Genomic DNA, 23,291 nt, shown 5'->3' with positions numbered 1-23,291 from the left:
ATGCAAGACATCCTGGACCAACTGGAAAAGAAGCGCGAGCTGGCTCGCAAGGGCGGAGGCGAAAAACGCATCGCCGCCCAGCACAGCAAGGGCAAGCTGACGGCGCGTGAGCGCCTGGAAGTGCTGCTCGACGAAGGCACCTTCGAAGAGTGGGACATGTTCGTGGAACACCGCTGCGTGGACTTCGGCATGCAGGACCAGAAGATCCCCGGCGACGGTGTCGTGACCGGCTACGGCATGATCAACGGCCGTCTGGTCTTCGTGTTCAGCCAGGACTTCACCGTGTTCGGTGGCGCGCTGTCCGAGGCCCACGCCGAGAAGATCTGCAAGATCATGGACCAGGCCATGAAGGTCGGCGCACCCGTGATCGGCCTCAACGACTCGGGCGGTGCCCGCATCCAGGAAGGCGTGGCCTCGCTCGGTGGTTACGCCGACGTGTTCCAGCGCAACGTGATGGCCAGCGGCGTGATCCCGCAGATCAGCATGATCATGGGCCCCTCGGCCGGTGGCGCGGTGTACTCGCCCGCCATGACCGACTTCATCTTCATGGTCAAGGACTCGAGCTACATGTTCGTCACCGGCCCCGAGGTGGTGAAGACGGTGACGCACGAGGAAGTGACCGCCGAAGAACTGGGCGGCGCCGTGACGCACACCACCAAGAGCGGCGTGGCCGACCTGGCCTTCGAGAACGATGTGGAAGCGCTGCTGATGCTGCGCCGCCTCTACAACTACCTGCCGCTCAACAACAAGGAAAAGGCGCCGGTGCGCCCCAGCGGCGATCCGATCGACCGCATGGACAAGAGTCTGGACACGCTGGTGCCGGAGAACCCGAACAAGCCCTATGACATGAAGGAGCTGATCCTCAAGACGGTCGACGACGGCGACTTCTTCGAGATCCAGCCCGATTACGCCAAGAACATCCTGATCGGCTTCGCCCGCATGGACGGCCAGACGGTGGGCATCGTGGCCAACCAGCCGCTGGTGCTGGCCGGCTGCCTGGACATCAAGAGCTCGATCAAGGCCGCGCGTTTCGTGCGCTTCTGCGACGCCTTCAACATCCCGGTCGTGACCTTCGTCGACGTGCCCGGCTTCATGCCCGGCACCAGCCAGGAGTACGGCGGCATCATCAAGCACGGCGCCAAGCTGCTCTACGCCTACGCCGAGTGCACGGTGCCGAAGATCACCGTGATCACCCGCAAGGCCTACGGCGGTGCCTACGACGTGATGGCCTCCAAGCACCTGCGCGGCGACGTCAACTTCGCCTGGCCGAACGCCGAGATCGCGGTGATGGGTGCCAAGGGCGCGGTGGAGATCATCTTCCGCGAAGAGAAGAAGGACCCGGCCAAGCTGGCCGAGCGCGAGGCCGAGTACAAGACCCGCTTCGCCAACCCCTTCGTGGCCGGTGCGCGCGGCTTCATCGACGACGTGATCCTGCCGTCCGAAACCCGCAAGCGAATCTGCCGCTCGCTGGTGATGCTCAAGGACAAGAAGATCGAGAACCCGTGGCGCAAGCACGGGAACATCCCGCTCTGATGCCCGTGCTGTTGTGGTGCTGATGATCCGTCTGCTGCTGTCGATCCTCGGGCTGGTGCTGGCCGCCTCGGGCGCGCTGTTGCTGCTCGAAGGCACGTTCCATTTCGGCGTGGTGTTCTCGCTGGGTCTGGGCCTGCTGCTGCTGGTGGCGGCCCTGGCCTGGGGGCCACTGAGCCGATGGAGCGCGGCCTCGGCGCCGCGTCGCTGGTTCTGGCGCGGCTCGTGGGGTCTGGCAACGGTCTGGGGCTTGTCGGTGCTGGCGCTGTTTGCCATGCCGATTCCCCACGGGCTGGCCGCCGCGGTCCCGACCGACACGCCCAGGGCGGTGATCGTGCTGGGCGCCGGGTCGGCCCGTTGCGAACCGTCGCCGGTGTTGCAGGGCCGGCTCGACACCGCGGCCGAAGCGGCGCAGCGCTGGCCGTCGGCCCTCATCGTGCTCAGCGGTGGCCGCAACCACTTCCACAACGTGGCCTGCACCGAGGCCCAGGTGATGCAGCAGGCGCTGGTCGCCCAGGGCATCGACGCATCGCGGCTGGTGCAGGAAGACCGCAGCGCCAACACCACCGAGAACCTGGCCTATTCGGCCAGGCTGCTGGGCGAACGCGGCATCACGCCCGACCAGCCGCTGGCGGTGGTGACCAGCGAGTTCCATGGCGCGCGCGCCCTGCGCCTGGCCGCGCACCAGGGCTTCACACACCTCGCTTTCGTCGCCGCACCCACCCCCATCCGCTACCGCTACCACCTGTGGCTGCGGGAGTACTTTGCTTCTGCCTGGAGCTGGGTCAGCGGGGAAGGCTGAGCCTTCTCCCCCAGTTCCGAACCCTTTCGAGAATCGTCCAGTTTCCCAAGACGGAGTCCACACATGTTCAAGAAGATCCTGATCGCCAACCGTGGCGAAATCGCCTGCCGCGTGATTGCCACGGCGAAAAAGATGGGCATCGCCACCGTGGCGGTGTACTCCGAGGCCGACAAGGAAGCGCGCCACGTGAGCCTGGCCGACGAGGCCGTGCTGCTGGGTCCGGCGCCGTCGCGCGAGTCGTATCTCGTGGCCGACAAGATCATCGCGGCCTGCAAGGCCACCGGCGCCGAGGCCGTGCACCCCGGCTACGGCTTCCTGTCGGAAAACGAGGCCTTCGCCAAACGCTGTGAAGACGAGGGCATTGCCTTCATCGGCCCGCGCCATTTCTCCATCGCGGCCATGGGCGACAAGATCGCCTCCAAGAAGCTGGCCAACGAAGCCAAGGTCAACACCATCCCCGGCTACAACGACGCCATCGAGTCGGCCGAGAAGGCCGTCGACATCGCCAAGGGCATCGGCTACCCGGTGATGATCAAGGCCTCGGCCGGCGGCGGCGGCAAGGGCCTGCGCGTGGCCTACAACGACAAGGAAGCGCTGGAAGGCTTCACCGCCTGCCAGAACGAAGCGCGCAACAGCTTCGGCGACGACCGCATCTTCATCGAGAAGTTCGTCGAGCAGCCGCGCCACATCGAGATCCAGATCGTCGGCGACAGCCACGGCAATGTGATCTACCTGAACGAGCGCGAGTGCTCGATCCAGCGCCGCCACCAGAAGGTGATCGAAGAGGCGCCGTCGCCCTTCATCAGCGACGCCACCCGCAAGGCCATGGGCGAGCAGGCCGTGGCCCTGGCCAAGGCGGTGAAGTACCAGTCGGCCGGCACGGTCGAGTTCGTGGTCGGCAAGGACCAGGACTTCTACTTCCTGGAGATGAACACCCGCCTGCAGGTGGAGCACCCGGTGACCGAGTGCATCACCGGCCTGGACCTGGTGGAGCTGATGATCCGCGTGGCGGCCGGCGAGAAGCTGCCGCTGACGCAGGCCGAGGTGAAGCGCGACGGCTGGGCGATGGAGTGCCGCATCAATGCCGAAGACCCGTTCCGCAACTTCCTGCCGTCCACCGGCCGCCTGGTGCGCTTCGATCCGCCGACGGAAACCATGTGGCAGGCCGACACGGCCCACAAGCACGGCGTGCGCGTGGACACCGGCGTGTACGACGGCGGCGAGATCCCGATGTACTACGACTCGATGATCGCCAAGCTCATCGTGCACGGCAAGGACCGCAACGACGCGATCGCCAAGATGCGCGAGGCGCTCAACGGCTTCGTGATCCGCGGCATCAACAGCAACATCCCGTTCCAGGCCGCGCTGCTGGCGCACCCGGACTTCGTCTCGGGCAACTTCAACACCGGCTTCATCGCCAAGCACTACGCCCACGGCTTCCGCGCCGAAGACGTGCCGCACAGCGACCCGGACTTCCTCGTGGCGCTGGCCGCCTTCGTGCGCCGCAAGAGCCGCGAGCGCGCCACCGGCATCTCCGGCCAGCTGCCGGGCTACGGCGTCAAGGTGGGCAAGGACTATGTGGTGGTCAGCCTGGACGCTGCCGGCCAGCACAAGTACACCGCGGTGCACGTGGACGAGTTCGTCGGCGAGACGGGTTACGCCTCGGTGCAGGTGGGTGAGAAGCGCTACAAGATCAGCTCGCCCTCGCGCCTGAACGACATCGTCATCAGCGGCGAAGTCAACGGCCAGCCTTTCACCGCCCAGATGGAGCGTGGCTCCCCGCGCAATCCGCTGGCCCTGGTGGTGCAGCACAACGGCACGCGCCTGGACACCATGGTCATGTCGCCGCGCATGGCCGAGCTGCACAAGCTGATGCCGTTCAAGGCGCCACCGGACATGAGCAAATACGTGCTCTCGCCCATGCCCGGCCTGCTGGTCGATGTGGCGGTGCAGGTCGGCCAGAAGGTGCAGGCCGGCGAGCGCGTGGCGGTCATCGAAGCCATGAAGATGGAGAACGTGCTGTTCGCTGCGGCCGACGGTGTGGTGGCCAAGGTGATGGCGGCCAAGGGCGAATCGCTGGTGGTCGACCAGCCCATCGTGGAGTTCGAGAAATGAAAGGCACGCCACGTCCCTTCAAGGTGCTGGGCGTCCAGCAGATCGCCATCGGCGGGCCGGACAAGCTGCGGCTGCAGACGCTCTGGGTCGAGATGCTGGGTCTGGAGAAGACCGGCACCTTCCAGAGCGAGCGCGAGAACGTCGACGAAGACATCTGCGCCATCGGCAGCGGACCGTTCAAGGTCGAGGTCGATCTGATGCAGCCCATCGACCCCGAGAAGAAGCCGGCCGTGCACGCCACGCCGCTGAACCACATCGGCCTGTGGATCGACGACCTGCCGGTCGCGGTCGAATGGCTCACGGCCAACGGCGTGCGCTTCGCGCCCGGCGGCATCCGCAAGGGCGCAGCCGGTTTTGACATCACCTTCCTGCACCCCAAGGCGAACGAAGAGTTCCCGATCGCGGGCGAGGGCGTGCTGATCGAACTGGTGCAGGCGCCGCCGGAAGTGGTCAGCGCCTTCGCGAAGCTGGCGGGTCAGCCGGGCTGACGCCACGACAAGACAACAAGGGCCGAGGAGACAGACGCCGTCCGGTGCAAACCGGGCGGCGTCATTTTTTGGGCGGACGCCGAATCACTCGCAGATCATGTAGGTCTTGGTCAGCGCTTCCAGCACCTCAAAGGCGCCTTCGAAGCCGGGCGGGATGTAGATGCCTTCGCCCGGGCCGGCTTCCTCGAAGCCGCCACGCGCGTCGTGCACCCGGCAGCGCCCGGCCAGCACGGTGAACAGCTCGCGTTCGGTCGGACCCATGGCGATGCGCCAGTGGCCCGGTTCGCAACGCCAGACGCCGCAGAACACCTGGCCGGCGGGCAGGGCTTCTTCGATCAGGTTCCAGGTTTCCCGCAAGGGGTTGCCCCGCAGCAGGCGCTCGGGCCGTGGATGGTCGGTGGTTGGCGTGCCCGAGGGCTGGGCGGTCAGTTTCAGGAGACGGGCGGAGGGGCTCATGGCCGGCATTGTGCCGCCGTGCCGGCGCGCGCAGAACTGGGCCGGATTGGGCGGTTTGTTCGGGGCATTGCGCTGCGGGTGCCGGCCGTACGCTGGAGGCCATTGAGTCCATCCACCGGGGAACCCGCCATGCCCACACAGCAACAACCTCTGGAGGCCGATCGCGGCCGTGCCGACAAAGCCGTCCGGCCGATGCTGGACGATGGCCGCTGGGCGCAGCGGAATTCGGGCTGGCGCGAGCGTGAGCCGGCCATGCCCTGGCCCCGGGAGTTGCTGGACGCCTTCAGCCTGCGCATGGCCGGGCACGGCATGTCGATCAGCCGCCCGCTGATGCTGTGCGACAAGTGCTACGCGCTGCGCCAGCTGGTGGACGCCCAGACCCTGGGCGACGAAACGCTCCGCCTGCTGTCGGTGCAGCTGTTCCGCCACTTCGAGGCACGCCAGTCGGGCCTGCCGATGCTTCACTGAACCAGGGACCCCCGGGTCATCCCCATTCAAGGGAGGCCTCCGGCTGCCGATAGAGGCCCATCGCACGCGCACAGGAAATCCTTTCATGCCACGTATCCCCATCTTCACGCCTGGAATCTGGCTGATGCGCCAGCTGCGTCTGCCCATCAAGCTGGGACTGCTGGCGCTGGCCATCGTGATTCCTCTGCTGGTCATCTGCGTGGCGCTGGTGCAGCGCATTTCGGGGGAGATCGGCGGTCTGGAGCACGAGATGCAGGGCTCCACCAGCATCGCCCGTCTGTCGGACCTGGTCGCCGTGGTCCAGAAGCACCGCGGTCAGACGAACATGCTGCTCTCGGGCAACGACAAGGCGCGTGCCGACCTGCAGAAGACGCGCGGAGCCTTGCCCGCGGCGCTGACCGCCACCCGGGAGGCACTGACGGCCGATCCCGACTTCAAGCTCGACACCGAGTGGGGTGCGCTGGAGGCGCGCCTGCAGCAACTGACCAACACCGAGAAGCAGTCGGCGACCCAGGCATTCGACACTCATTCCGTCCTGATCGGTGACCTGCGGCGCCTGATGTACACCGTGGGCGAACGTTCCAGCCTGCTCTTCGACCCCGATCCGGCCAGCTACTTCCTGATGGACATCGTGGTTTCGCGCGCCGTGCCCTGGACCGAGCAACTCGCCCAGTTGCGTGGCAAAGGGGCGGGACTGCTCAGCCAGGCCCAATGGTCGGCCGAGGCCGTCGCTGGCCTGCGCGAGCAGTTCGACGAGCTCACCAGTGACACCGACGACTTCCGGTTTGCCATCGATTTCGCTCCCCGCTATGGTCAGCAGGGCCTGCCGGGTGCCGAAGCGATCAAGGCGTCGGACGCCTTTGTCTCGACGGCACGCCAGGCGCTGCTGGCACAGGGCAAGGTCACGGCGACGGCCTACTTCGATGCCGGCAGCGCCGCCATCGGCGCCGCCCAGATCTACCAGAAGGAAGTGCTCCAGCGGCTGGACCACCTGTTGGCCGAGCGGCACGCCGCGGCCCGGACACAGCGGGTGCTGGCACTCGTGGCGGTGGTGCTGGGACTGGCGGCCATGCTCTATTTCCTGACCTCGTTCTACCTCAGCTTCGTGATCGACTTCCAGCACGTGAGCAAGGTGATGGGCGAGACCGCCAAGGGCAACCTGCGGGCGCACGTGAGGGTGCGTGGCACCGACGAACTGGCGGATCTCGCGACACAGCTCGAAGGCATGATCGGCAACCTGTCCGGCATGGTGGCCCAGGTGCGCAGCAACTCGGCGCTGGTGGCCTATGCCGGCAAGAGCCTGGCCGCCGGCAACCGCGAACTGGCCGACCGCACCGAGCAGCAGGCGGCCAACCTGGAGCAGACCGCGGCCAGCGTGCAGGAACTCTCCAGCACCGTGCAGCAGAACGCACAGACGGCCGGCGATTCCGACACCCAGGCCTCCCGGGTGCGCGACATCGCCGAATCGGGCGCGCAGGCCATGGTGCGTGCGGTCGAGTCGGTCGAAGGCATCCAGAAAAGCGCCCAGCAGATGAACGAAATCATCGGCGTGATCGACAGCCTCGCGTTCCAGACCAACATCCTCGCGCTGAACGCGGCGGTCGAGGCGGCACGGGCGGGGGAGCAGGGCAGGGGCTTTGCGGTGGTCGCCGCCGAGGTCCGCAACCTGGCGCAGCGCTCCGCCGCGTCTTCGCGCGAAATCCGGGAACTGATCCAGGCCTCGGGCGACCAGGTGTCGACCAGCGTGGCGCAGATCCGCGCGGCCGGCTCCAGCATGACGGAAATCGTCAACGGGGTGCGCGGCGTGGCCGCCAACATGTCGCTGATCTCCGCCGCCAGTGCCGAGCAGAGTGGTGGTCTCACCGAGATTTCTTCCGCGGTGGGTCAGCTCGACGAGATCACGCAACGCAACGCCCGCATGGTCGAACGCGCCGTGCAGCAGGCGACGCAGCTCGAAGGCCGGGCCGCCACGCTGGCGCAGGCGGTGTCCTCGTTCCAGTTGCAGCAGGGCGCTGCCGAAGAGGCCATGCAACTCGTCGAGCGGGCCATGAGCCTGCGGGCCCACAGCGGCCGCGAAGCCTTTGTCCAGCAGGTCACCGATCCGTCGCAGGCGTTTCACGACCGCGACATGTATGTGTTCGCGCTGGACCGCAACGGCGCCTACCGCGCCTTCGGCGGCAAGCCAGAGAAGGTCGGCAGCCGGGTGCAGGACATTCCCGGTGTCGATGGCGCAGCCCTGCTGGAGGCGATCGTCTCGCAGGCCGAACTGGAGCCCGGCTGGGTCGAATACGACATCACCAACCCGCAGTCGGGCGCCGTGCAGACCAAGATGTCCTACGTGGTCAAGGTCGACGATTTGTACGTTGGCTGCGGCGTCTACAAGACGCTGACCGCGCTGGGCTGATCCAGCCGCCCGTGGTCAGGTAGGCCCGCGCCGCTCGCGGGCACGTGCCAGGGCGGCTTCGATCACGGCACGCTTCTTGTCCAGCGTGGCCGGGTCGGTGTGCTGCGAATGTGCGGCCAGGTCGGCCAGCTTCATCTTCGCCTTGGCTTCGAGCCGCTGTTCGTGTTCGAGCTTTTCCCGCGCGAGCCGGACGGTGCGTTCTGTATAGCGCCGGCGGGCCAGGTCGGCCTGTTCCTGCGGCCAGGCGGCCCAGCCGGTGCGTTCGCCACTGACCACCTCCAGCGAGATGCAGTCGACCGGGCAGACCGGGATGCATAGCTCGCAGCCGGTGCAGTACGGTTCGATCACGGTGTGCATCAGCTTGTTGCTGCCGACGATGGCGTCCGTCGGGCAGGCCTTGATGCACAGCGTGCAGCCGATGCACCAGTCTTCGTCGATCACCGCCAGGGTCAGCGGACCTTCGATGCCATTGGCGGGGTTCAGCGGGGAGGCGGGGCGGCCGGTGAGGGTGGCCAGCCGGTCGACACCTGCACTGCCGCCGGGCGGGCACTGGTTGATGTCGGCCTCACCCGAGGCAATGGCGCTGGCGTAGCTGGCGCAATCGGGGTATCCACAACGGGTGCACTGCGTCTGCGGCAGCGCGGCATCGATGCGCCGGACCAAATCTTCCATGGCCGGCAGTTTACCGGGGACCGGCCGGCCCCCGGGCCGGATCAGGCCTTGCGGGCCGCGGTCTTTTTGGCGGCCGGAGCCGGACGCTTGGCCGCGGGCGCGGCGCGCTTGACCGGGGTGGCTTTGCGCACGGCGGGTGCTGCGGCGACGGCGACCGGTGTTGGTGCAGGTGCCGGTACTGCCTTGGCACCCTGGTGGGCCAGGATGAAGCTCTTGACCACCGGGTACACCATCTCGCGCCAGCGGCGGCCGCTGAAGATGCCGTAGTGGCCGGCACCCTTGGCCTCGTAATGCATCTGGTGCGTCTTGGGAATGCTGGTGCACAGTTCGTGGGCGGCAGCGGTCTGGCCGGAACCGGAGATGTCGTCCAGCTCGCCTTCCACCGTCAGCAGGCCGGTGCCCTTGATGTCTTGCGGGCACACACGTTCGATCTTGCCGGCTTCGTTCTTCACGTCCCAGGTGCCGTTGACCAGCTTGAACTCCTGGAACACCGTGTTGATGGTTTCCAGGTAGTAGTCGGCGTCCATGTCGAGCACGGCGTTGTACTCGTCGTAGAACTTGCGGTGGGCCTCGGCGCTCTCGTTGTCGCCCTTGATCAGGTCCTGGAAGTAGTCATAGTGGCTGCTGGCGTGGCGGTCGGGGTTCATGGCCACGAAACCGGTGTGCTGCAGGAAGCCGGGGTAGACGCGGCGGCCGGCGCCCGGGAACTTGTCGGGCACGCGGTAGATGACGTTGTTCTCGAACCAGGCGTGGCTGCGCTGCGTGGCCAGGTTGTTGACCGCGGTGGGCGACTTGGTGGCGTCGATCGGGCCGCCCATCATGGTCATCGACAGCGGCGTGGTTTCGCCGCGCGACGCCATCAGCGAGACCGCGGCCAGCACCGGCACGGTGGGCTGGCAGACGCTCATCACATGGCAGTTGCCGTAGTTCTTCTGCAGGTAGCGGATGAAGTCCTGCACGTAGTTGACGTAGTCGTCCAGGTGGAATTCACCCTCGGCCATCGGCACCAGACGCGCGTTCTTCCAGTCGGTGATGTAGACCTTGTGGTCCTTGAGCATGGTCTTGACCGTGTCGCGCAGCAGCGTCGCGTAGTGGCCCGACAGCGGCGCGACGATCAGCACGACCGGCTGGCCCTTGAGCTTGGCCAGGGTGGCGGTGTCGTCGGAGAAGCGCTTGAAGCGGCGCAGTTCGCAGAACGGCTTGTTGATCTCGACGCGCTCGTAGATCGCCACTTCCACACCGTCCACGTCGACCGTCGGGATGTCGAACGTCGGCTTTTCGTAGTCCTTGCCCAGGCGGTGCATCAGGTCGTAGCCGGCCGAAATGCGTTGGGCCATCGGCAGCTGGCCCAGGGGGGACAGCGGGTTGTTGAACAGCTTGGCGGTCACTTCGGCCAGGTCGGCGAAGGGTTCCATGATCGAGCGCTGGGTTTCGTAGATCTGGTAGAGCATGGCTGTGGAAATGGTTATGTTGCAGTGCAATATAACAGGTGGTTACTGCCGTCCAGAGGGGAAAAACACCTAATTTGCTGGTCCGGATTGTCACCTTGGTGAAAGGAATCAGCGGGCCTTTCAGCGGGGATTTGACCGGCCAATTCCGGGCAACGGTGCGGTCGGACGAAAAAAAACCGCTCGGCGAGCGGCTTTTTTTCGGGCAGTGTGAGAAAAATCAAACCACCTTGGCAATCGCCTGACAGACGTAGTCGATGTTCTTGCTGTTGAGCGCGGCCACGCACATGCGGCCGGTGTCGGTGCCGTAGACGCCGAACTCGCTGCGCAGGCGCACCATCTGGTCCTTGGACAGGCCGGAATAGCTGAACATCCCGATCTGGGTGGTGATGAAGCTCATGTCCTTTTGCACGCCGGCGGCCTTGAGACCGTCGACCAGCTTCTGGCGCATGGCCTTGATGCGCACGCGCATCTCGCCCAGTTCCTTTTCCCACAGCGCGCGCAGCTCGGGGTTGCCGAGCACGGCAGCGACGATGGCACCGCCGTGGGTCGGCGGGTTGGAGTAGTTGGTGCGGATGGCGATCTTGAGCTGGCTCAGCACGCGGTCGGTCTCTTCCTTGCTGGTGCCGACGACACTCAGGGCGCCGACGCGCTCGCCGTACAGGCTGAAGCTCTTGGAGAACGAGGTCGAGACGAAGATGTTCAGGCCGGCGGCCACGAACTTGGCGATCACGGCGCCGTCTTCGGCGATGCCGTAGCCAAAGCCCTGGTAGGCCATGTCCAGGAACGCGGTCAGGTTGCGGGCCTTCACCACGGCGATCACCTGGTCCCACTGGGCGGCGGTGATGTCGTAGCCGGTCGGGTTGTGGCAGCAGGCGTGCAGCAGCACGATGGTGCCTTCGGCGGCGGTGTTCAGCTTGGCCAGCATGCCGTCGAAGTTGATGCCGCCCAGGCCGCCGTTGGCGCTCTGGTCGAAGTAGGGGTAGGTGTCGACGTTGAAACCGGCGTTGGTGAACAGCGCGCGGTGGTTTTCCCAGCTGGGGTCGGAGATCAGCACGGTGGCGTTCGGGCTGAGCTTCTTGAGGAAGTCGGCGCCGATCTTCAGGCCGCCGGTGCCGCCGATGGCCTGCACGGTGGCGACGCGGCCGCTCTTGACGACGTCGGAGTCGGCGCCGAACACCAGGCCCTTGACGGCGGCGTCGTAAGCGGCGATGCCGTCGATCGGCAGGTAGCCGCGCGCGGTGGGCTTGTCCATCATGGCCTTTTCCGCGGCCTGCACGCACTGCAGCAGGGGCAGCTTGCCGTTGTCATCGAAATACACGCCCACGCCCAGGTTGACCTTGCTGGGGTTGGTGTCGGCAGCGAATTGTTCGTTCAGACCCAGGATCGGGTCGCGGGGGGCCATTTCGACGGCGGAAAACAGGGACATGACAAGGGTCCAGAGTAGGTTGGGGACGGGAAGACGGGCGGGGCAAAGACGGTTCTGGCAGCATGCCCCGGATTGCGTTAGGCTGTCAGATTGCCCGCAATTTTATCCGCCATGGTCACCGCATCCTCCGAGCCCCTGGAACTGGTCCAGGACGAGACGCCTCCCGAGGGCAATTTCGTCCGCTTTCCGGATTCGCCTTTCGAGCTGTTCCAGCCCTATCCGCCGGCCGGCGACCAGCCCACGGCGATCGCCGGGCTGGTGGAGGGCGTGCAGGACGGCGAGGTGTTCCAGACCCTGCTGGGCGTGACCGGCTCGGGCAAGACCTTCACCATGGCCAACGTGATCGCCCGCCTGGGGCGGCCGGCGATCATCTTTGCGCCCAACAAGACGCTGGCGGCGCAGCTGTATTCGGAGTTCCGCGAGTTCTTTCCCAAGAACGCGGTCGAGTATTTCGTCAGTTACTACGATTACTACCAGCCAGAGGCCTATGTGCCGCAGCGCGACCTTTTCATCGAGAAGGACAGCGCGATCAACGAGCACATCGAGCAGATGCGGCTGTCTTGCACCAAGAGCATCCTGGAGCGCCGCGACGTGGTGATCGTGGCCACGGTCTCGGCCATCTACGGCATTGGCAAGCCCGAGAGTTACCACCAGATGGTGATGACGCTGCGGGTGGGCGACAAGGTGGGGCAGCGCGACCTGATCGCGCAACTGGTGCGCATGCAGTACAGCCGCAACGAGCAGGATTTCTCGCGTGGCAAGTTCCGGGTCCGCGGCGACACCATCGACGTGTTTCCGGCCGAGCATTCCGAGGTCGCGATCCGCATCGAGCTGTTCGACGACGAGATCGAGTCGCTGCAGCTGTTCGACCCGCTCACCGGCAAGGTGCGGCAGAAGATCCCGCGCTTCACCGTGTTTCCCAGCAGCCACTATGTGACGCCGCGTGAGCAGGTGCTCAACGCCGTCGAGGCGATCAAGGAAGAGTTGCGTGAGCGCCTGGGCCAGCTGGTGGGCATGGGCAAGCTGGTCGAGGCCCAGCGGCTGGAACAGCGCACGCGTTTCGATCTGGAGATGCTCAGCGAGGTCGGCCACTGCAAGGGCATCGAAAACTACTCGCGGCACCTCGCCGGCAGCGCGCCGGGCGACCCGCCGGCGACGCTGACGGACTACATGCCACGCGACGCGATCATGTTCCTGGACGAGAGCCACCAGATGATCGGCCAGCTCAACGCCATGTACAGCGGCGACCGCTCGCGCAAGACCACGCTGGTCGAGTATGGCTTTCGCCTGCCCAGCGCGCTGGACAACCGGCCGCTCAAGTTCGAGGAGTTCGAGCAGCGCATGCGCCAGTGCATCTTCGTCTCGGCCACGCCGGCCGACTACGAGAAGACCCACTCGGGCAACGTGGTCGAGCAGGTGGTGCGGCCGACCGGCCTGGTGGATCCGGAAGTCGAAGTGCGGCCGGCCACCCACCAGGTGGATGACGTGCTGCAGGAGATCCGCATCCGCGTGGTGAAGAACGAGCGTGTGCTCATCACCACGCTGACCAAGCGCATGGCCGAGCAGCTGACCGACTACCTGACGGAAAACGGCGTCAAGGTGCGTTACCTGCACAGCGATGTGGACACGGTCGAGCGGGTCGAGATCATCCGCGACCTGCGGCTGGGTGCGTTCGACGTGCTGGTCGGCATCAACCTGCTGCGCGAAGGCCTGGACATTCCCGAGGTGTCGCTGGTGGCGATCCTGGACGCCGACAAGGAAGGCTTCCTGCGCGCCGAGCGTTCGCTGATCCAGACCATCGGCCGCGCCGCGCGCAACCTCCACGGCCGCGCCATCCTGTACGCCGACCGGATCACCGAGTCAATGAAGAAGGCGATGGGCGAGACCGAACGGCGGCGCATCAAGCAGATCGCCTTCAACGAGGCGAACGGCATCACCCCCAAGGGCGTGGTCAAGCGGGTGCGCGACCTCATCGATGGCGTCTACAGCGAGAAGGCGGGCCGGGAGGCCGATCGTCTGGCGTCCGAGCGCGCGCTGCAGAGCAGCACCGACGAGCTCGACGAGAAGGACCTGGCGCGGGAAATCAAGCGGCTGGAGAAGGCCATGCTGGAACACGCGCGCAATCTCGAATTCGAGAAAGCTGCGTCGGTGCGCGACCAGTTGTCGAGACTCAAGGAGCGGCTGTTCGGAGCGCCTGGCCGCGACAGTGTGGCCTGACAAACTGCCGCACAATACGCGGCCGGGCCGCACGAGGGGTCGGCAAGCCCATTGCCGGGACGTGCAGCCACCAAAAAAACAATCCAGAGCATCCACGCATGACCATCGCAATGCGAGCGCCCAGACAGTCCGCGCAGACGGACGTCGAGACGCGCATCTACCTGATCGAAGACGATCCCTCGATCCTGCAGTTCGTCAAGCAGGCCCTGTTGTCCAGGCCGGGCTGGCAGCTGGTGGGGGTTTCCGACAGCCGCAGCCACGCCTTGCAGAATGCGCTGGACGGTGACGCCAATGTGTTCCTGGTCGATCTCGGGTTGCCCGACGGGCGTGGCGAGGAACTGCTGCGCTGGCTGGCCGAGGCACGGGCCGATGCCGAACTGCTGGTGTTCACCGTGTTCGGTGACGAATCCCGGCTGGTGGGCGCCCTGCAGGCGGGTGCGACGGGTTACGTGCTCAAGGGCTGCAGTTGCGACGAGCTGGTGCAGGCCATCGAACAGATCCGTGGCGGCGGTGCGCCGATTTCACCGCTGCTGGCCCGCATGCTGCTGCGTCAGTTCCGGGTGGTGCAGGAGTCGCCAGTGACGTTGCAGGCGCTGCACGAGGTCATGCTTTCCGATCGCGAGACCGAGGTGCTCAAGCTGGTGGCGCAGGGCTATGTGAACAAGGAAATCGCGCTGCGGCTGGCGATTTCCCCGGCGACCGTCGGCTCGCACATCAAGAACCTCTACCGCAAGCTGGCGGTGCACAGCCGGGTGCAGGTGGTCCGCGCAGCGCAGGAGCGGGGCTTGTTGTGAGCTGGCCGGCGTCCCTGTCCCGACGGCTGCTGGCCACGCCAGCGTACTGGTGGGCCGGGATGCTGCTGCTGGTGCTGATCGGTGGCCTGGTCTGGGTGTCCCGGACCGATCCGGTGGCCGGGGCCTATGCCATCCGCCAGGCCGTGGTTGAACACGAACAGGCCGGCGTGCCGCGGGTGTCCACGGTCGAACTGCCTCATGTCTGGGACGACCAGTCTCCCCGCTGGGAAGGTCAGGCACGTTACCGCCTGGCCTGGCCCGAAGCGCTCGTGGCCGGGCAGGGCGATGCGCGTCCGCTGGGCCTGCTGCTGCCGCGGGTCGGGGCACGGTACCGCGTCTGGCTCAACGGTCAGGAGGTGGCGGACCGGTTCTGGAGCTATGAGGGGTTTGCCGACGCATCCCTTGTGCCGCAGATCGTGTCGCTGCCGCGCGCCTGGCTGGCGGCCGACCCGAAAGACAACCGGCTGGAGATCGAGGTCCAGGGCCAGCCGCTGCGCAAGAGCGGGTTGTCGCTGGTGCAGGTCGGGGATCACGACGCGCTCAAGCAACGCCACGCCCAGCTGATGTGGTGGCAGGTCTATGCGACCTGGATGGTCGCGGCCTGCTCGCTGATGCTGGGCCTGATGGCGCTGCTGCTGTGGCTCAACACCCACGAGCGCCTGTTCGGCCTGCTCGCCGCGGCCACGTTCGCCTGGACCATCCGGCTGGTGCTGACGCCGCTGGAGACGCCGCCGATGTCGTTCGAGCTCTGGTACTACCTGCAGAAGCTGTCGTTCACCGTCTACTGTGGCTGTCTGTACCTGTTCATGTGGGACCTGTTCGACTACCGGCAGGGGCTCATCCGCAGCTTCGTCAATGGTCTGCTGATCGTGGGGCCGGTCTGGCTGGCGGTCACCGTGTACTTCAACAACTACACGATGTACCAGATCTGGATGGCGATCATCACGCTGACCTCGGTGGTGGCGCTGGTCAAGCTGTTCCACCGGGCCCGCTGGGGCCTGGACGCCAACCAGCGCCTGATGGTGGTGTTCGGCGCCGCGACCATGGCCACGGGCGTGCGCGATTTCGCGGTGGTCAACATGGGTCTGCCCGGGGATGCCGACATCCGCTGGATGACGGTGGGCTCGCTGATGCTGATGTATGCGCTGGGCTGGGTGCTGGTGCGCCGGGTGTCCTCGGCGATGGAGCAGGTGCGGTTGCTCAATGCCGAGCTCTCCCAGAAGGTGGGCGAGCGGGAAGACGAGCTGCAGCGCCTGTTCGAGCGCCTGCGCCTGGTTGAGAGCCAGCGTGTGCTGGAGGCCGAGCGCCGGCGCCTGACGCGCGACATGCACGACGGCCTGGGCAGCCAGCTGGTGCAGGCGCTCAACGTGGTGCGGGGCAGCGGGCAGCAGGTCGACAGTTCGGCCGTCGCGGCGATGCTCAACCACGCGCTGGAAGACCTGCGCATGACCCTGGACTCGCTGGAGCCCATGGACGGTGACCTGCCGACGATTCTCGGCACCCTGCGTCAGCGCATCGCTCCGGCCCTGCAGGCCGCGCGTGTCGAACTGGACTGGCAGGTGGAGGAAGTGCCACCGATTCCCGGGCTCGAGGCGCGCGGGGTGCTGCATGTGTTCCGCTGTCTGCAGGAGGTGTTCGCCAACATCCTCAAACATGCACAGGCGGGGCGTGTGACGGTGATCACGCGCGATCTCGGCGGGCAGGTGGAGCTCTGTGTGCGCGACGACGGGGTCGGGCTGGGGGCGGTCCGCCGCGCCAGCGCGCCGGGCAGCGGTGGTCGCGGCATGGGCAACATCCGCCTGCGTGCGGCGGAGCTGGGGGTCGCGGTGTCGTTCGAGGACGCCCGGCCCGGCACCTGCGTGCGTTTCACCTTCCCGCTGCAGCAACCCGATCCGCTGGCGGCGCACTGAGCGCATCCCGGGTGGGGCGACCCGGCCTGGCGCGGCCAAGTCCGAGCGAATCAGTGGGCTATTGGTGTATACTCGATCAAAACACTCGGATACAGAGTCGAAATAGCAGCCGCCGAGAGGTGGCTGGGGTGGGTGGAGAAGTGGTCGGTCGGGCACCTTGAAGGCCTGTACCGGTCCTGAAACGACAGCCAAACCTCACGAACAGGAGCAGCCCATGCGCCTCACGACCAAAGGCCGTTTTGCGGTCACCGCCATGATCGATCTGGCCCTGCGCCAGAACAATGGCCCCGTCACCCTGGCGGCCATCAGCCAGCGTCAGCAGATTTCCCTGTCCTACCTCGAACAGCTGTTCGGCAAGCTGCGCCGCCACGAGCTGGTCGAGTCCACCCGCGGCCCCGGCGGCGGTTATACCCTGGGCCGCAAGGCCACCGACATCACCGTCGCCGACATCATCGTGTCGGTCGACGAGCCGATCGACGCCACACAGTGCGGCGGCAAGGAAAACTGCCACGGTGAAGGCAACCGCTGCATGACCCACGAACTGTGGGCCCAGTTGAACGCCAAGATGGTCGATTTCCTCGACTCCGTGTCGCTGCAGTCGCTGGTCGACGACCAGATCGCCAAGGGCGTGGTGGTCGAAAACGCGCCGATGATCAAGCGGGCGATTTCCAGCGCGCCCGTGGTCAAGCCGATCCGCGTGAATGCCCCGAACTCGGTTTTTGCCCTCGGAGGCGCAGCCCTGAGCAAGTGAATGGCACTCGCCGGCGCCGGGTGTGACCTGGTGCCGGTGGGCCTCCGCTTGCCCGGGTGTCTGACCTGAGTCAGTCCACAACAAGCAACCCACGATTGAATGCCGACATGAGCACGCCGCATTTCCCCATCTACATGGACTACAGCGCCACCAATCCCTGCGATCCGCGGGTGGTGGATGCCATGATCCCCTGGTTGCGCGAACACTTCGGCAATCCGGCCTCGCGCAGCCACGCCTGGGGCTGGGAGGCGGAAAAAGCCGTCGAAACTGCCCGCGAACAGGTGGCCGCCCTGATCAATGCCGATCCGCGCGAAATTGTCTGGACCAGCGGTGCGACCGAGTCCAACAACCTGGCGCTCAAGGGTGCCGCGCAGTTCTACAAGACCAAGGGCAAGCACATCATCACGGTCAAGACCGAGCACAAGGCGGTGCTCGACACCTGCCGCGAGCTGGAGCGCCAGGGCTTCGAGGTGACCTATCTTGATGTGCAGCCCGACGGCCTGCTCAATCTCGATGCGTTCAGGGCGGCGATCCGTCCCGACACCATCCTGGCCTCGGTGATGTTCGTGAACAACGAGATCGGTGTGATCCAGGACATCGCCGCCATCGGTGCGATCTGCCGCGAGAAGGGGGTGATGTTCCACGTAGACGCTGCGCAGGCCACCGGCCGCGTCGACATCGACCTGCAAACCCTGCCGGTCGATCTGATGAGCCTGACCAGCCACAAGACCTATGGCCCCAAGGGCATTGGCGCGCTGTATGTGCGCCGCAAGCCGCGCATCCGCATCGAAGCGCAGATGCATGGCGGCGGTCACGAGCGCGGCATGCGCTCGGGCACGCTGCCGACGCACCAGTGCGTGGGCATGGGCGAGGCCTACCGCATCGCCAAGGCCGAGATGCACGAAGAGAACCAGCGGATTCGTGCACTGCATGACCGCATGCAGGCCGGCCTGAAGGACATCGAGGAGGTGTTCATCAACGGCCACGAGACCCGGCGCGTGCCACACAACCTCAACATGAGCTTCAACTATGTCGAGGGCGAGTCGCTGATCATGGGCATCAAGGGGCTGGCGGTGTCGTCCGGCTCGGCCTGCACCTCGGCCAGTCTGGAGCCCAGCTATGTGCTGCGTGCCCTGGGCCGCAGCGACGAACTGGCCCACAGCAGCCTGCGCATGACCATCGGCCGCTGGACCACCGAAGAAGAGATCGACTACGCGATCGCCACTATCAAGGAAAACGTCGCCAAGCTCCGCGAACTCTCCCCGCTGTGGGAAATGTTCAAGGACGGCGTCGACCTGTCCACCATCCAGTGGGCAGCGCACTGAAGGAGAACAACCATGGCCTATTCTGAAAAAGTCGTTGACCACTACGAAAACCCCCGCAACGTCGGCTCCTTCGACAAGGGCGACGAGTCCGTCGGCACCGGCATGGTGGGCGCGCCCGCCTGCGGCGACGTGATGAAGCTGCAGATCAAGGTGAACCCGCAGACGGGTGTGATCGAGGACGCGCGCTTCAAGACCTACGGCTGCGGCTCGGCCATCGCGTCCAGCTCGCTGGTGACCGAGTGGGTCAAGGGCAAGACGCTGGACCAGGCGGCTGCGCTCAAGAACAGCGAAATCGCCGAAGAACTGGCGCTGCCGCCGGTGAAGATCCACTGCTCGATCCTGGCCGAAGACGCGATCAAGGCCGCGGTCGACGACTACCGCAAGAAGCACGCGAACTGAGTCCCCGCCATGTCTGTCACGATTTCTGAAGCAGCCGCCCGGCACGTCACGCGTTACCTCGCCAAACGGGGCAAGGGCGTCGGCGTGCGCCTGGGTGTCAAGACCACCGGCTGTTCCGGCCTGGCCTACAAGCTGGAGTACGCCGACGAGATCGCGCCTGAGGATGTGGTGTTTGAGGAGAACGGCGTCAAGGTGCTGGTGGACCCGAAAAGCATGCCCTACATCGATGGCACGGAGCTGGACTTCGTGCGCGAGGGCCTCAACGAGGGCTTCAAGTTCCACAACCCCAACGAGCGCGACCGCTGCGGCTGCGGGGAAAGTTTCCGGGTCTAATCCGGGAATGAACCTGCAATCCAACGACTTCGAACTTTTTGAGCTGCCGGTCGCTTTTGCCGTGGATGCTGCCCGGCTGGACGAGCGCTGGAAGGTGCTGCAGCGCGAGGTGCATCCCGATCGCCACGCGGCCGCCGACGCCCAGACCCAGCGCCAGGCGATGCAGTGGTCGGTGCGCATCAACGAGGCCTACCAGCGGCTGAAAGATCCGCTCAAGCGTGCGGCCTACCTGTGCGAGCTGCATGGCGCGCCGGTGCAGGCCGAGAACAACACGGCCATGCCGGCGGCCTTCCTGATGCAGCAGATGGAATGGCGCGAGGCGCTGGAAGAAGCCCGTTCCGGCGAGCAGCTCGAAGACATGGCCGACGAAGTCGCCGCAGCCCGCAAGAAGATGCTGGCCGAGCTGCAGACCTCGGCCGACGAGCGGCGCGACTTTGTGGCCCTGGCCGGGCAGGTCAGAGCCCTCATGTTTGTTGAGCGCTTTGCCCGCGACGTCGAAGCACGGCTCGATCAACTGGGACAATAGCTGGTTGCTTTCGTCGTCCGCCTGTTTTCTTTCTTTCCCCAATGGCTCTCCTGCAGATTTCCGAACCCGGCCAGTCCCTCGACCCGCACCAGCGGCGCATCGCGGTCGGCATCGACCTGGGTACCACCCATTCTCTGGTGGCGGCGGTGCGCCATGGCGTGGCCGAATGCCTGCCGGCCATCGATGGCAAGGTGATCCTGCCCAGCGTGGTGCGGTACCTTGATCCGAAGCAGGGCGGGGCGGGGCGTCAGATCGGTTTCGAGGCCCTGGCGGCGCAGATCGGCGACCCGGCCAACACCATCAGTTCGGTCAAGCGCCTGATGGGGCGCACCCGCGCACAGGTGGGCGATGTGGACAAGCTGTCCTACCGCGTGGTGGACGAGAACGGCATGGCCGTGGTCGAGACGGTGGCGGGCCTCAAGACGCCGATGGAGGTCAGCGCCGAAATCCTGGCCACGCTGCGGTTCCGCGCCGAAGACAGTTTTGACGACGAGCTGTTCGGTGCCGTCATCACCGTGCCAGCCTACTTCGACGACGCCCAGCGCCAGGCCACCAAGGACGCCGCCGAACTGGCCGGCATCAATGTGCTGCGCCTGATCAACGAGCCCACGGCCGCCGCGATCGCCTACGGCCTGGACAATGGCTCCGAAGGCGTCTACGCCATCTACGACCTGGGCGGCGGCACCTTCGACATCTCGGTGCTGCGCCTGACGCGCGGCGTGTTCGAGGTCATGGCCACCGGCGGCGATTCGGCGCTGGGCGGCGACGACTACGACCAGGCGCTGGCCGCCTGGGTGCTGGAACAGGCAGGCCTGGGGCCGGTGGCCGATGCGGCCGAGCGCGCCGCGATGCACCGCGAGGCCCGCCGGGTCAAGGAGCAGCTGTCCGGCCAGCCCGAGGCGGTCTTCCGCAGCGAGATCGTGGGACGCCAGGTCGAGCAGACCGTGCGTCGCGAAGATTTCGAGACCTGCACCGCGGCACTGACCGCCCGCACCATGACAGCGGTGCGCAAGGTGTTGCGCGACGCGGGTGTCGGCAAGGACGAGGTGCAGGGCGTGGTGATGGTGGGCGGCTCGACCCGCATGCCGGTGGTCCGCCGCACGGTGGGTGAGTTTTTCGGCCGCGAAGCCCTGACCAACCTGAATCCGGACGAGGTGGTGGCGCTGGGCGCCGCCATCCAGGCCAACCAGCTGGCTGGCAACAACCCCGACGGCGACCTGTTGCTGCTGGACGTGATCCCGCTGTCGCTGGGCATCGAAACCATGGGGGGCCTGGTCGAGCGCATCGTGCCGCGCAACAGCACGATTCCGACCGCCCGCGCGCAGGATTTCACCACCTACCAGGACGGCCAGACCGCGCTGGCACTGCACGTGGTGCAGGGCGAGCGCGACCTGGTGGCCGATTGCCGCAGCCTGGCGCGCTTCACGCTGCGCGGCATCCCTCCCATGGCCGCCGGTGCGGCACGCATCCGCGTGACCTTCACCGTCGACGCCGATGGCCTGCTGTCGGTGAGTGCCAGAGAGCAGGGCAGTGGTGTCGAGGCACGCATCGACGTCAAACCCGCCTACGGTCTGTCGGACGAGCAGATCGCGGCGATGCTGCAGGACAGCTTCTCGACGGCGCAGCAGGACATGGCGGCCCGTGCGCTGGTGGAGGCCCGTGTCGACGCCGACCGCATGATCGCAGCCACCCGCAGCGCACTGGCGGCCGATGGTGACCTGTTGTCCGCTGCCGAGCGCGACGGCATCGAAGCCCTCATCGTCACGCTGGCCGACGTGGTCGTCGGTGGCGGCGCGGCCGACATCGAAGCGGCGACGCAGGCGCTGGCCAAGGGCACGGAAGCCTTCGCCGCCCAGCGCATGAACCGCGGCATCCAGCAGGCGCTGGCGGGCCGCAAGCTCGAAGAAGTCTGAGCAACACCAGAACACCACATGCCCACGATCAAGATCCTGCCTCACCCCGAATACTGCCCCCAGGGCGCGTCGATCAATGCACCCGCCGGCACCTCGATCTGCGAGGCCCTGCTCGACCACGACATCAGGATCGAGCACGCCTGCGACATGAGTTGCGCCTGCACGACCTGTCACGTGGTGGTGCGCGAAGGCTTCAACAGCCTCAACGAGCTGGACGAAACCGAAGAAGACCTGCTGGACCGGGCCTGGGGCCTGGAGCCGAATTCGCGGCTGTCGTGCCAGGCCATCCTGGCGCAGCAGGACATCACGGTCGAGATCCCCAAGTACTCGATCAACCATGCCAAAGAAAATCATTGATGAGACAGATCGTTCTCGACACCGAAACCACCGGTCTCTCGGCCGAGAACGGTGACCGCATCATCGAAATCGGCTGTGTGGAGCTGGTTGCGCGCAAGCTGACCGGCAACAACCTTCACCACTACATCAACCCCGAGCGCGACAGCCACGAAGACGCGCTCAAGGTGCACGGCATCAGCAACGAGTTCCTGCGCGACAAGCCCAAGTTCGCCCAGATCGCAGACGAACTGCTGGACTACCTGCAGGGCGCTGAGCTCATCATCCACAACGCCCCGTTCGACATCGGCTTCCTGAACAAGGAGCTCGAACGCATCGGCCGTCCGCCGCTGAAGTCCCACATCGACGGCGTGATCGACACGCTGGTGATGGCCAAGGAAATGTTCCCGGGCAAACGCAACGGCCTCGATGCCCTGTGCGACCGCCTGGAAGTGGACAACTCGGGGCGTACCCTGCACGGCGCCTTGCTCGATGCCGAACTGCTGGCCGACGTCTACATCAACATGACCCGCGGGCAGGACGCCCTGCTGATGGATGTGGGGCCCTCAGAGGTCAGCGAGGCCGGGGAGGAGTTGGTGCGTGTCGACCTCAGCAGCATGGAACTGCCCGTGCTGCGCGCCAACGAACAAGAGGCCGGTGCCCATGAGGCAGTGCTGGCCGACCTCGACAAGGCGAGCAAGGGAAAGACCTTGTGGCGCCAATTGGTGGCCGCTTGAATGAGGCAATCGCAGAAAGCCTCAAAAAACAGGCTATAATCTGAGGCTTCCGAATGACCGGATCGCAAGAACAGGATCATTTGGGCGGTTAGCTCAGGGGTAGAGCACGTCCTTCACACGGACGGGGTCGCAGGTTCGAAACCTGCACCGCCCACCAACAGAAAAGCCCGCAAGTCGATGACTTGCGGGCTTTTTTCTTGCCTGTCCGTTTGCTGCTCATCGGATGGAGGCGTCGGCGATC

At 65.9% G+C, this 23,291-nt stretch carries 21 protein-coding genes and 1 tRNA gene; 18 read left to right on the top strand and 4 right to left on the bottom strand.

Annotation, left to right across the window (positions count from 1 at the left end; translation table 11 throughout):
- The 4 genes from ACS5NL_RS13365 to ACS5NL_RS13350 all read left to right on the top strand — a co-directional run bounded on the left by ACS5NL_RS13365 (window position 1) and on the right by ACS5NL_RS13350 (window position 4,935).
- Entirely contained in the window at window positions 1-1,533 is a 1,533-nt protein-coding gene (locus ACS5NL_RS13365; RefSeq protein WP_439354354.1) for an acyl-CoA carboxylase subunit beta, read from the top strand.
- Window positions 1,534-1,555: 22 nt separating this feature from the next.
- Window positions 1,556-2,332 (top strand): YdcF family protein, encoded by a 777-nt coding sequence (locus tag ACS5NL_RS13360; RefSeq protein ID WP_439354353.1) that lies wholly within the window; start codon window positions 1,556-1,558, stop codon window positions 2,330-2,332.
- A gap of 63 nt (window positions 2,333-2,395) precedes the next feature.
- Window positions 2,396-4,447 carry an acetyl-CoA carboxylase biotin carboxylase subunit gene (locus tag ACS5NL_RS13355; RefSeq protein WP_439354352.1) on the top strand — a complete coding sequence of 684 codons (2,052 nt, stop codon included), beginning with the start codon at window positions 2,396-2,398 and terminating at the stop codon, window positions 4,445-4,447.
- Window positions 4,444-4,935, top strand: a complete 492-nt coding sequence (locus tag ACS5NL_RS13350; RefSeq protein ID WP_439354351.1) for a VOC family protein — start codon at window positions 4,444-4,446, stop codon at window positions 4,933-4,935. Before ACS5NL_RS13355 ends, ACS5NL_RS13350 begins: the two co-directional genes overlap by 4 nt.
- Window positions 4,936-5,019: 84 nt before the next feature.
- Here the strand turns inward: ACS5NL_RS13350 and ACS5NL_RS13345 are convergent, their stop codons facing one another.
- A complete protein-coding gene (locus ACS5NL_RS13345) occupies window positions 5,020-5,391 on the bottom strand; it encodes a cupin domain-containing protein (RefSeq protein ID WP_439354350.1) in 372 nt (123 codons plus the stop codon).
- 129 nt (window positions 5,392-5,520) lie between these two features.
- Between ACS5NL_RS13345 and ACS5NL_RS13340 the strand changes: the two genes are divergently transcribed.
- A complete protein-coding gene (locus tag ACS5NL_RS13340; protein ID WP_439354349.1) occupies window positions 5,521-5,859 on the top strand; it encodes a hypothetical protein in 339 nt (112 codons plus the stop codon).
- Between the two features lie 85 nt (window positions 5,860-5,944).
- Window positions 5,945-8,263, top strand: coding sequence for a methyl-accepting chemotaxis protein (locus ACS5NL_RS13335; protein ID WP_439354348.1), 2,319 nt, complete (start codon window positions 5,945-5,947; stop codon window positions 8,261-8,263).
- A 15-nt stretch (window positions 8,264-8,278) separates the two neighbouring features.
- On the opposite strand, the gene rsxB is transcribed toward ACS5NL_RS13335, so the two are convergent.
- The 3 genes from rsxB to ACS5NL_RS13320 all read right to left on the bottom strand — a co-directional run bounded on the left by rsxB (window position 8,279) and on the right by ACS5NL_RS13320 (window position 11,812).
- Entirely contained in the window at window positions 8,279-8,935 is a 657-nt protein-coding gene (gene rsxB, locus ACS5NL_RS13330) for an electron transport complex subunit RsxB (RefSeq protein ID WP_439354347.1), read from the bottom strand.
- A gap of 41 nt (window positions 8,936-8,976) precedes the next feature.
- A complete protein-coding gene (locus tag ACS5NL_RS13325; RefSeq protein WP_439354345.1) occupies window positions 8,977-10,386 on the bottom strand; it encodes a polyhydroxyalkanoate depolymerase in 1,410 nt (469 codons plus the stop codon).
- A 217-nt stretch (window positions 10,387-10,603) separates the two neighbouring features.
- On the bottom strand, window positions 10,604-11,812 hold the full coding sequence (locus tag ACS5NL_RS13320; RefSeq protein WP_439354343.1) for an amino acid aminotransferase: 1,209 nt from the start codon (window positions 11,810-11,812) through the stop codon (window positions 10,604-10,606).
- A 111-nt stretch (window positions 11,813-11,923) separates the two neighbouring features.
- Here ACS5NL_RS13320 and uvrB point away from each other — a divergent pair, with 111 nt between their 5' ends.
- The 12 genes from uvrB to ACS5NL_RS13260 all read left to right on the top strand — a co-directional run bounded on the left by uvrB (window position 11,924) and on the right by ACS5NL_RS13260 (window position 23,207).
- Window positions 11,924-14,029, top strand: coding sequence for an excinuclease ABC subunit UvrB (uvrB, locus tag ACS5NL_RS13315; RefSeq protein ID WP_439354341.1), 2,106 nt, complete (start codon window positions 11,924-11,926; stop codon window positions 14,027-14,029).
- 98 nt (window positions 14,030-14,127) lie between these two features.
- Window positions 14,128-14,823, top strand: a complete 696-nt coding sequence (locus ACS5NL_RS13310; protein ID WP_439354339.1) for a LuxR C-terminal-related transcriptional regulator — start codon at window positions 14,128-14,130, stop codon at window positions 14,821-14,823.
- Complete coding sequence (locus tag ACS5NL_RS13305; protein ID WP_439354338.1) at window positions 14,820-16,733, top strand: sensor histidine kinase; 1,914 nt, start codon at window positions 14,820-14,822, stop codon at window positions 16,731-16,733. Before ACS5NL_RS13310 ends, ACS5NL_RS13305 begins: the two co-directional genes overlap by 4 nt.
- A 214-nt stretch (window positions 16,734-16,947) precedes the next feature.
- Entirely contained in the window at window positions 16,948-17,484 is a 537-nt protein-coding gene (gene iscR / locus ACS5NL_RS13300) for a Fe-S cluster assembly transcriptional regulator IscR (RefSeq protein ID WP_411367917.1), read from the top strand.
- Window positions 17,485-17,591: 107 nt separating this feature from the next.
- On the top strand, window positions 17,592-18,809 hold the full coding sequence (locus ACS5NL_RS13295) for an IscS subfamily cysteine desulfurase (RefSeq protein ID WP_439354337.1): 1,218 nt from the start codon (window positions 17,592-17,594) through the stop codon (window positions 18,807-18,809).
- Window positions 18,810-18,821: 12 nt separating this feature from the next.
- Window positions 18,822-19,208, top strand: a complete 387-nt coding sequence (iscU, locus tag ACS5NL_RS13290) for a Fe-S cluster assembly scaffold IscU (protein WP_439354335.1) — start codon at window positions 18,822-18,824, stop codon at window positions 19,206-19,208.
- Between the two features lie 9 nt (window positions 19,209-19,217).
- Complete coding sequence (gene iscA / locus ACS5NL_RS13285) at window positions 19,218-19,541, top strand: iron-sulfur cluster assembly protein IscA (protein WP_439354333.1); 324 nt, start codon at window positions 19,218-19,220, stop codon at window positions 19,539-19,541.
- A gap of 7 nt (window positions 19,542-19,548) precedes the next feature.
- Window positions 19,549-20,067: a Fe-S protein assembly co-chaperone HscB gene (gene hscB, locus ACS5NL_RS13280; RefSeq protein ID WP_439354331.1), complete on the top strand. Its 519-nt coding sequence runs from the start codon at window positions 19,549-19,551 to the stop codon at window positions 20,065-20,067.
- Between the two features lie 41 nt (window positions 20,068-20,108).
- Window positions 20,109-21,980, top strand: coding sequence for a Fe-S protein assembly chaperone HscA (gene hscA / locus ACS5NL_RS13275; RefSeq protein WP_439354329.1), 1,872 nt, complete (start codon window positions 20,109-20,111; stop codon window positions 21,978-21,980).
- An 18-nt stretch (window positions 21,981-21,998) separates the two neighbouring features.
- On the top strand, window positions 21,999-22,337 hold the full coding sequence (gene fdx / locus ACS5NL_RS13270; RefSeq protein WP_439354327.1) for an ISC system 2Fe-2S type ferredoxin: 339 nt from the start codon (window positions 21,999-22,001) through the stop codon (window positions 22,335-22,337).
- A complete protein-coding gene (gene dnaQ / locus ACS5NL_RS13265) occupies window positions 22,337-23,050 on the top strand; it encodes a DNA polymerase III subunit epsilon (RefSeq protein WP_439354325.1) in 714 nt (237 codons plus the stop codon). Before fdx ends, dnaQ begins: the two co-directional genes overlap by 1 nt.
- Before the next feature lie 82 nt (window positions 23,051-23,132).
- A tRNA-Val gene (locus tag ACS5NL_RS13260) sits at window positions 23,133-23,207 on the top strand.
- Window positions 23,208-23,291: the final 84 nt, after the last annotated feature.

Origin of the sequence: Hydrogenophaga sedimenti (assembly GCF_051857515.1) — a bacterium.
Taxonomy (GTDB): domain Bacteria; phylum Pseudomonadota; class Gammaproteobacteria; order Burkholderiales; family Burkholderiaceae_C; genus Hydrogenophaga.
Note: the sequence above shows the minus strand (reverse complement) of the source record. Positions and strands in the feature narration are given on the sequence as shown.